Consider the following 9,598-nt stretch of genomic DNA (forward strand, 5'->3'; position numbering starts at 1 on the left):
CCCAACTCCCGGACCTGATCGACAAGCCGCTCGCCTGGACGTTCGGGCTCATTCCCTCCGGGCGGAGCCTCGCGCACTCGCTGGTGTTCCTCGCGGGGCTCTCAGTAATTGTGTGGCTGCTCGCGACGCGGTCCGGTCGACGGCCGGAGGCGGGCGCATTTCTCGTCGGCTACCTAACGCACGTCCTCGCCGACGTGCTCCCCGCGGCGCTGGCCGGCGAGTGGGCGAAACTCGGGACCCTACTCTGGCCGATCACGCCGGTCTTCCGGTATCCGGACGAGCTGGACCGCAGCATCATCGGCTTCTTCCTCGAGCTGCGGCCGGCGGAGCTGGTGTCGCTCGAACTCGGAGTCACGATCGTCGCGTTCGCGCTGTGGGTCGTCGACGGAGCGCCCGGGATCGGGACCGCGGTGCGGTTCGTTCGACGACGCGTCGAGCGTCTGCGAGCCTGACACGCTCTCACGCCAGCGTCGGCACTCGCCCGCGAACGCCGGCCGGGTGGAACCGGACGCAAGCAGCGTCAGCGCGCGTTTTCGGGCCCGGAGCCCGAGGCCTCCGGGAACCTCCCACCCCACCGGTTCCGCTGTTAACGCAGGAAAGCGAGGTGCGAGTACCTGGACGATCCGTCTCGTGACGGCCACCCGTGGAAGCGGGGGGCGTTGCTCCCCAAACGGGGCTCCGTGACACCGATGGGACTCCCACCCCACCGCTTCCGCTGTTAGCGTGCACCGCTCCGGGCGGTTGACTCGCTCCCACCCCACCGGTTCCGCTGTTCGCACGGAGCACCGGATCTCTCGACGGACCCAGTAGCGTGCGCCAGAGAAACAGCCGGTTGCGAGACACGGCGATACGAACAGCGGAAGCGGTGGGGTCAAGTGTATATAAAAGAGCGGTAACAAAAGAAACAACGGAAGTAATGGTTTTATATAGTTGGATTGGTACTATTTGATATGAGCGACTTCTCGTTTACACCGAACGCCTCCATTTTCGAGAACCGGGAGGCGCTCCTCGAAGAGTGGACGCCGGACAGCCTCGTTGGACGCGATGAAGAACTTACCCGGTACCACGCGGCCCTCCAGCCGGTCATCAACAACGAGACCCCCTCGAACGTCTTTCTCTACGGAAAGAGCGGCGTGGGAAAGACCGCGGCCACGCGCTACCTTCTCCGCACGCTCGAAGGGGACGCAACCGACGTGCCGGAACTCGAGCTCTCGACGATCGAAATCAATTGCGACGGCCTGAACACGTCCTACCAGGTGGCCGTGAAACTGGTCAACGAACTCCGCGAGCCGGGACGGCAGATCTCCAATACGGGGTATCCACAGGCGAGCGTGTACGAGTTCCTCTTTGATGAACTCGATGCGTGCGGGGGGACGGTGCTCATCGTCCTCGACGAAGTCGATCACATCGGAGACGATTCGCTGCTCTACAAACTGTCCCGCGCTCGCTCGAACGGCGATATCACCGACGCGAAGCTCGGCGTCATCGGTATCTCGAACGACTTGGACTTCCGAACGCAACTGTCCTCGAAGGTCCGGTCGTCGCTCTGTGAAAAGGAGGTCTCCTTCAGCGCGTACGACGCCGACGAACTCCGACTCGTACTCGAACAGCGCGAACGAGTCGCCTTCCAAGACGACGTTCTCGAAGACGGGGTGATCGCGATGTGTGCGGCCTACGGAGCGAAGGACTCAGGGGACGCACGGAAGGCATTGGATCTCCTCTTGGAGGCCGGTGACGTCGCACGCGAGAGCGGTTCCGACGTCGTGACCGAGTCGCACGTTCAGGAGGCCCGTGAGCGCGTGCAGACGGATCAGGTGGTCGAGGGGATACAGAATTACTCCCAGCACGGACAGCTCGTGTTGTACGCACTCACGCGGCTCCACGAGCGCGGTGAAACGCCGGTCCGAACGCGTGAAGTCGTCGAGACGTATCGGACCGTGGCTCACTCGGAAGGTGTGAGTCCGGTCTCGGAGCGTTCGGTGCGTGATTACCTGGGCGAATTGGCGCAGTTGGGAATCACGGAGTCGACGGAACACAATCGGGGAAAAGACGGCGGCAAGTACAACGAGCATCGGTTGGCGCAGTCCGTTTCGGCGGTCCGAAGTGGGTTAACGACGTTGTTGGAGTCGGCGTGAATCGGGCGTCCGTCGTGTACTCTGGTGATAGCGGTGGCCGATCCGTGCTAACAGCGGAAGCGGTGGGGTGGGGGTGTCACGTCCATGCGCAATCGAGGCCACGGCAGATGGACGGGCGGGTATCTCGAAGACCGGGATCGGGGTGAGGAGTCGCTTCAGGGGTCGGTGAGACGGCGGACGCGGCAGTTGGGGACCGGGAGTGTCCGGGCTACCGGTCGTCGAGATACGCTCGCACGTACGGGTGGAGATCCTCGAACGGCGGGCGGAAGACCCGGAAGTCGCTGTGCTGGTCGTCGCCGCCGATATCGGGATTATCGTGTTCGAAGTGACACTGATAACCGGTCGCAAGGTAGTGCTTTGAGTCGACACCATCGACATCGGCTGTCTCGTAGAAATGTTCGTACGTGCCAAGACACTCGTCAATGACGACGGGTTCATCAAGTTCAGCCTCGGCAACGTGGTGGACGGCATCGGTCCGGCGTTCGTTCTTAAAAACTGTCCCACCGGGAACGAACCACTCGCCTTTCGCGGGCTCGTTCTCACGTTTCCCTAAGAGGACGCCTCCATCGTGTTCGATCACGAGATCAACGGAGACGAGCGGAACGTTCGCGACGATCGTTCGCCATTCGTCGTCGGGGATCCACCGGTCGTGTTCGCCATTGGTGTTGTTCTGGGGCCCAGTCACCATGTTAATCCCTCATACACAATTCCGTCGCGACGGTCGATCGCCCGCCGTCCGTCAACGACGACGGGCGTACTCATGGCGTCAAACTCGTCGTCAAGGGCCGTTATTTCCTCCCAATCAGTAACGACAAGCGCGGCGGCCGCCTCGGACAGTGCTGTCGCGGGGGTGTCGACGTACTCGATGTCTGGGAACCGCTCACGCATGTTCTCGATGGCAACCGGATCGTAGGCGACAATCTCGGCTCCGCGTGCTTGGAGTCCCTCAATGACCGGAATCGCGCGGCTGTTGCGGATGTCGTCTGTGCCTGGTTTGAACGCGAGGCCAAGCACCGCCACTTGCTTGCCGGCGACATCGACGTGGTTGTCCATGAGTGAGAGCAGCCGATCAGGTTGGCGATTGTTCACCTCGGTCGCGGCATCAAGCATCGCCGGCTCGTAGTCCTTGTTGCGTGCGGCTGCCCGAATAGCTGCTGTATCTTTCGGAAAACAACTCCCGCCCCAGCCGACGCCGCTGCGGAGAAACTGTTCACCGATTCGATCATCGAGCGCGATTGCGTCAGCGACCTCGTAGGCGTCGATCCCAAACTCTTTACAGATGTTCCCGATGTCATTGATAAGACTGATCTTGGAGGCGAGGAAGCTGTTGTTCGCATACTTGATCATCTCGGCGGTACGCGTGTCCGTCTCGACGACCGGGGCGTCACTCTGATCGATGAGCGGATCAAACACGGAGTACATATCCTCGAGCGCGCGGTCGTCGTCCGCGCCGAGGACGACCTTGTCGGGATTAAGAAAGTCGCGAACCGCCGTCCCTTCACGGAGGAACTCCGGATTCATGCCGACGCCGAACTCGTCGCCGGCCGTGTCGTCGCTTGCCGACTCGAGAATCGGCGTGATGTCTTCTTCGGTCGAGCCCGGGACGACGGTACTCTTGACGATCACCGTGTGCCACGCGTCTTTCGCGGCGAGGGTGGCTCCCAACTGGTCGGCAGCCGCCTCCATGATGGAGAGATCGATGCTCCCGTCGCCGTTCTGGGGCGTCGGGAGACAGAGAAAGGTAACATCGGTGTCCAAGACCGCTTCGTAGTCGGTTGTGGCCTCGAGTCGGCCCGTGCTGTTTGGGCCGGCATGCTCGGCGACGAGTTCTGCGAGCCCGTCCTCGTGGATCGGGGCGCTTCCATCGTTGATCGTATCGACGATCTCCTGATCGATGTCAACGTTGATGACCCCGTGGCCGAGGTCGGCAAAACACGCGGCAATAGTCGTCCCAACATACCCGCTCCCAATAACTGACAGCCGTGTCATGTGACAACTGTCTTTCGTCAACCATATCAACGGTCCGGTTGGACGGATTGTTTCCCGTCGCTCGCGACGCGCGGCCACCGTTCCGATCTAATGACAAACAATACATAGCTTGACCCGAATCGGACAAACGATACATGGAAGTAACGAAGGCAGTCATCCCGGCGGCAGGATTCGGGACTCGCTTTCTCCCGGTGACGAAGGCACAGCCGAAAGAGATGATGCCCGTGCTGGATAAGCCGACGATCCAGTACGTTGTCGAGGAGGCCGTCGAGGCCGGCATCGACGACATCCTCATCATCACCGGCCGCGGGAAACAAGCTATCGAGCGCCACTTCGACAAGTCGTACGAACTCGAAGAGGAGTTGGAAGCTGACGGGAAACTCGACAGACTCGACCGCGTCCAAGACATCGCCGATCTCGCAGACATCCACTACGTCCGCCAGAAGGAGCGGGAGGGATTAGGCGACGCCGTGCTGTACGCGCGCAAACACGTCGGCGACGAGCCGTTTGCACTGCTGCTCGGCGACACGATCATCGAGAACGAGACGCCGTGTACCGAATCGCTCGTTGCGGCCGCAGAGGTACACGACTCATCTGTACTCTCGCTTGAACGCGTTCCCTGGGAGGACGTCCCGTCATATGGGGTCGCAGACACAGAGGAAGTAGACGCGAGTGCTGACAGTTTCCCGGTCAACGACTTCGTGGAGAAGCCCCCACGCGATGAGGCCCCATCGAACCTCGCTATCACTGGTCGATACGTGCTGACACCCGAGATATTTGAGCTGCTGGAGACAACGGAGAAGGGTGTCGGCGGCGAGTTACAACTGACGGACGCGATCCGAAAGCTCGACGCGGTACGCGGCGTTGAGCTCGATGGCGACCGCTACGACATCGGAAACATTCCGAGCTGGCTCCAAGCCAACATCGAGATGGCGCTCAAACACGACGACGGCGAGATCAACGCGGCGGTTACAGAGTATCTCGAGGGCCGGAACGAATGAGTCGGATCCTCGTCACCGGGGCTGCGGGGTTCCTCGGATCGCACCTCTGTGATCAACTGTTGGCCGACGGCCACGAGGTCATCGGGATGGATAACCGCGTGAGCGGGCGGACGGAGAACCTCGACGACGCCTTCGAGAACGGCCGCTTCTCGTTTTACGATCACGACGTTACGGAGTTCATCCATATCTCGGGAGAGCTGGATGCTGTGTTACACTTGGCGAGTCTCGCGTCGCCGGTATTCTATCGGGATCACCCGATCAAGACGCTGAAAGTGGGAGCGTTGGGGACGCATAAGACACTCGGACTGGCCAAAGAGAAGGACGCGACGTATCTCTTCACGTCGACGAGCGAGGTGTACGGCGACCCCGAAGTGAATCCGCAGCCTGAAGACTACCGCGGGAACGTCGACCCGTATGGTCCCCGATCGTGTTACGACGAATCGAAGCGCTACGGAGAGTCACTGGTTCGGGCGTACCGCGATAAACACGATCTGGATGTCCGGGTGGCACGGATCTTCAACACGTACGGCCCGCGGATGCGCCTCGACGACGGACGAGTGATCCCGAACTTTATGAAACAGGCGCTAACCGGGACAGATTTGACTGTGTACGGAGACGGCGAGCAAACACGGAGTTTCTGCCACGTGTCGGATCTGATTGACGGACTCGTGGCGTTATTGGAATCCGATGTCGAAGAGCCAGTGAACATCGGGAATCCCGACGAGCGAACGATCAACGAGCTTGCCGAGGTCGTGTTGGAGGTGACCCGTAGTGGAAGCGAGATCACACACGAGGAGTTACCACCGCAGGATCCCAAGGTCCGGCGACCAGACATCTCGAAGGCACGCGAGGTGTTAGACTGGGAACCCGCAGTCCCGTTACAAAAGGGGCTAAAAAAATCGGTTGGGTATTTCGAGGGACAGCTGTGACTCCTCTTGTGTCCGAACCGGACGCAAAAAGAGAACTTGTATAGCCGTCGAAATAGTTCAGTCTCACATCATTAGCTCACTATGCCCGATATAGATTCGGAGCCAGTTTCGAGACGCAAGAAGATCGCAGCCCTCCGGAAAGTCGCGCAGTTCGATCCGAAACTAACGGTCCTCATCGTCGTGTTCGGCGTGACTGCGGCCGGCCTCGAGGCAGTTGGACTGGGATTCATTCTGCCGGTTATCGAGCTCGTACAGTCCAGCGGCGATCCAGCCGCCAACGCGGACGGCATTATGGCGCTGTTCGTGAGGGCGTACCAACTAGCAAATATCCCGTTCACACTGGGGACCGTCGTCGTCGGAGTCGCCGGGGTGATGTTCGTCCGGTACACGTCGAGCTTCCTCGGTGCGTGGTTCAGGGCCGCGATTCAGACGTACTACGTCCGCCACCTCCAGAACGAGGCGTTCGATCACGCGCTCAACGCACGTATTTCGTACTTCGATCAGGAAGGATCGGACGACATCCTGAACGCGATCATCACGCAGACGAACTTCGCGGGACGGGTGATCAGGAACGGCGTTCGGCTGCTCCAGGTCGCGTTGCTCTCGCTCGTCTACCTGCTGGTCGCCTTCGTCATCTCGCCCGAGCTCACGATCTTCGCCGTCGTCTTCCTCGGCGGACTCACGTACGTCGTGCAGAACGTCGTCGAATCCGGCTACGATCTCGGGAACGAAGTCGCGGAGGCGAACGAGAAACGGCAGTCGGCCGCACAGGCAGGCACGCAAGGCGTTCGCGACATCCGTATTTTCGGCCTCGCCGACGAGCTCCGAGCGGAGTTCTCCGAGGCGGTGGATCAGTACACCGATTCGCAGATCACGCTCCGTCGTAACGAGGCCGCACTTCGGAACTTCTACAATCTGATCGTCTCCGTCTCCGTGTTCGTCTTGATCTTCCTCGCGTTGCGATTCGCCGACCTCTCGCTGGGAGCGCTGGGCGTGTTCCTCTTCGCGATGTTCAGACTCGGTCCACAGGCGAGCAGCATGAACCAGAAATTCTACAAAGTCACGAACGACCTCCCGCACCTCGTTCGGACACAGGAGTTCGTCGAGAAACTCGCTCGCTACGACGAGCCGAGCGACGCTCCCCGTTCCGCTCCGGACACCGTCACAGACGTCGAGTTCGACGACGTCTGGTTCTCGTACGATCAGGAGGAGGACGTCCTGCAGGGGATCGACTTCGAGGCGCATCAGGGAGAGTTCATCGCGTTCGTCGGACAGTCCGGCGCCGGCAAGTCGACGATCGCCGCGCTACTCGCGCGAATGTACGAACCGGACGACGGCGAGATACGAGCGAACGACGCACCGATCGGGGAGATGGGTATCCGCGAGTGGCGGGAGCACCTCGCCGTCGTCCGGCAGAACCCCTACATCTTCGACGACACGCTCCGGTACAATCTCACGTTGGCCAATCGGGACGCGTCGCGATCGGAGATGGAGCGGGTCTGTGAGATCGCGAGGGTCGACGAGTTCCTCGACGATCTCCCGAACGGCTACGACACGAAGTTGGGCGACGACGGCGTCCGGCTCTCCGGCGGCCAGAAGCAGCGCGTGGCGCTGGCGCGGGCGTTGTTAGCCGACGCCGACGTGTTGATTCTGGACGAAGCGACGAGCGATCTCGACACGAACCTGGAAGAGGAAGTCCAACAGGCGATCGAAGGGATGGATCGTGAGTACATCATCATCACGATCGCACACCGGCTCTCGACGGTGAAGAACGCGGAACGGATTTACACGGTTGAAAATGGGCTGATATCGGAGTGTGGTCAACACAGTGAATTACTTGCTCAAGAAGGGAAATACGCAGAGTTGTACGCTACACAAGCACGTTGATAGGCAGTTATTGCCAGTGATTTATAATGCGGCCACAAATCCATCGCATTTCCACTTGACGCCGTAAGTTCTCAAACACGGTTCAAGGGTCGATGGATCGATGTGACCTAAACAGTTTGAGGAAGAGTTCGTAGTTCTACTCAAGAAAAATTGTTCGACAAAGTTTCTGAAGGTGTTGTTGGACACGGTATCTGTGGTTTTCATCGGAAACTACTCGCTAGCGTCATTGACGAGAAATATGGAATCTCCGATATCGTGCTCTCCGTTGAGCGCGGTGAGAAAATCTTGACAGATAATATAGATAAAATGATAATATCAATATCAAATTAAGAATAGTTATCGATACCCAAGTGCTTCTAATTGTCTCTCAAGGTTAACATTTTTGTGGTTATGGTTGACTTCTGTGGAGATAGTACCTTCGTCTGTCCCTTCTACTGTGGCCCAAGGGACGTTTCGAACGGAGGAAACAGGCGCATTGCGTGGGTGACCATAGTATCCCCATTCTCCCGCAGCATTACCATGATCTGCGGTCATCGCGATTCGGGCATCACAATTATTCAGAATTGGATCTACACCGTCTTCAAGGACCCAAGAGAGATTGTCACGATACGCCTCAAAAAATCTCGACCGGTCTATATCGCTCGACTGGAGTTGCTTCCATACACTGGAGCCCCAACTGTCTTCAAATTGTTCGAACAGTTCTGGCAGCATTCGAAACGGAACATGCGGCTGCATGAAATGGACGACAATTTGGTCAACATCCCACTGGTCTCTCTCCCGCCAGATGTTGATAGCCCGTTTCGCGAGGATCTCTGGAGAAACAGTTTCAATCCCATAGTCAGTCTTTTGGACTGGTTCGAGGTGATAATACGCCAAATCATCAGGATTTGCTCTTCTTGAAAACGCGTTTGCACTGATGTATGCTACGTTAGAGGTATCAATCTCACTAAACGTCCGCGGTATCCACGTTTGGCTGGTCGATCCAACCGACCGGATCTGGGTACTTTCTCCCTTATATACCTGTTCAAAAGTGTCATAACGGCACCCATCAAGGACACAGCAGATATCCCAATCGAATTCCCAAATATAGGAAGATGGGCGGGTCGAATTTAGTAGAATACCGAGAAGAGACCGAGGATACACCCGATGGATATTATTAGTGGTATATCCACTCACCGAGCGTACTGTTTGTCTAAGGCCCTCATCCCGAAAAATCCTGTACACTCGCCGGATTTTGTCTTTCATCTAATAAAATACCCTTCTGCCGAGTGATAATAGGATTTTCCACTCAGGTAACATTTCTGTCGCACAGCTGGTTCCAGCTCATCGATGTCCAAGAAGAGTAGGTTGTCACCGAGTCAATCGATCGTGATATTGACGGCATACACACTTCAGCGGGACCAGTTCGAGACATTGTATGGTTATATCACCGACGAACCAGACACATACAAATTCGTTCGATTCACACCAGATACCGGTCCGTACCCAAAGGCGTACCATCCAAGCATCGTGATTCATGAGACCGTGGCGTGATCAAAAAAGAAGGCCCCGAACTCAGGGTCGCGTTAAGTTAGAGGATGAGGCGGACGAGTTCTGAGTGTCTATGGCAGAATTCGACCGCCTCAGCGAAGGTATCGCGTGGATCGACTTGTCGTTT

The 9,598-nt window shown here is 58.1% G+C and carries 8 protein-coding genes; 5 read left to right on the forward strand and 3 right to left on the reverse strand.

Annotated features, from left to right (window positions below; genetic code table 11):
- Positions 1–452, forward strand: a 452-nt coding sequence (locus C469_RS12845) for a metal-dependent hydrolase (protein WP_008007260.1), incomplete at its 5' end; no start/stop codon positions are given.
- A gap of 498 nt (positions 453–950) precedes the next feature.
- Complete coding sequence (locus tag C469_RS12850; RefSeq protein ID WP_008007261.1) at positions 951–2,135, forward strand: orc1/cdc6 family replication initiation protein; 1,185 nt, start codon at positions 951–953, stop codon at positions 2,133–2,135.
- Between the two features lie 208 nt (positions 2,136–2,343).
- Here C469_RS12850 and C469_RS12855 read toward each other — a convergent pair whose 3' ends face one another.
- Positions 2,344–2,823, reverse strand: coding sequence for an NUDIX domain-containing protein (locus C469_RS12855; protein ID WP_008007263.1), 480 nt, complete (start codon positions 2,821–2,823; stop codon positions 2,344–2,346).
- Positions 2,817–4,124, reverse strand: a complete 1,308-nt coding sequence (gene aglM, locus C469_RS12860; RefSeq protein WP_008007265.1) for a UDP-glucose 6-dehydrogenase AglM — start codon at positions 4,122–4,124, stop codon at positions 2,817–2,819. Before aglM ends, C469_RS12855 begins: the two co-directional genes overlap by 7 nt.
- Before the next feature lie 134 nt (positions 4,125–4,258).
- Here aglM and galU point away from each other — a divergent pair, with 134 nt between their 5' ends.
- The 3 genes from galU (at position 4,259) to C469_RS12875 (ending at position 7,941) form a co-directional block, all read left to right on the forward strand.
- Complete coding sequence (gene galU / locus C469_RS12865; protein ID WP_049911425.1) at positions 4,259–5,125, forward strand: UTP--glucose-1-phosphate uridylyltransferase GalU; 867 nt, start codon at positions 4,259–4,261, stop codon at positions 5,123–5,125.
- Complete coding sequence (locus C469_RS12870) at positions 5,122–6,054, forward strand: UDP-glucuronic acid decarboxylase family protein (RefSeq protein ID WP_008007269.1); 933 nt, start codon at positions 5,122–5,124, stop codon at positions 6,052–6,054. The genes galU and C469_RS12870 overlap by 4 nt, the downstream gene beginning before the upstream one ends.
- Positions 6,055–6,135: 81 nt before the next feature.
- On the forward strand, positions 6,136–7,941 hold the full coding sequence (locus C469_RS12875; RefSeq protein WP_049911426.1) for an ABC transporter ATP-binding protein: 1,806 nt from the start codon (positions 6,136–6,138) through the stop codon (positions 7,939–7,941).
- Between the two features lie 336 nt (positions 7,942–8,277).
- Here the strand turns inward: C469_RS12875 and C469_RS16845 are convergent, their stop codons facing one another.
- Positions 8,278–9,186 carry a hypothetical protein gene (locus C469_RS16845; protein ID WP_008007273.1) on the reverse strand — a complete coding sequence of 303 codons (909 nt, stop codon included), beginning with the start codon at positions 9,184–9,186 and terminating at the stop codon, positions 8,278–8,280.
- Positions 9,187–9,598 lie beyond the last annotated feature (412 nt).

Origin of the sequence: Halorubrum lipolyticum DSM 21995 (assembly GCF_000337375.1) — an archaeon.
Lineage (GTDB): Archaea > Halobacteriota > Halobacteria > Halobacteriales > Haloferacaceae > Halorubrum > Halorubrum lipolyticum.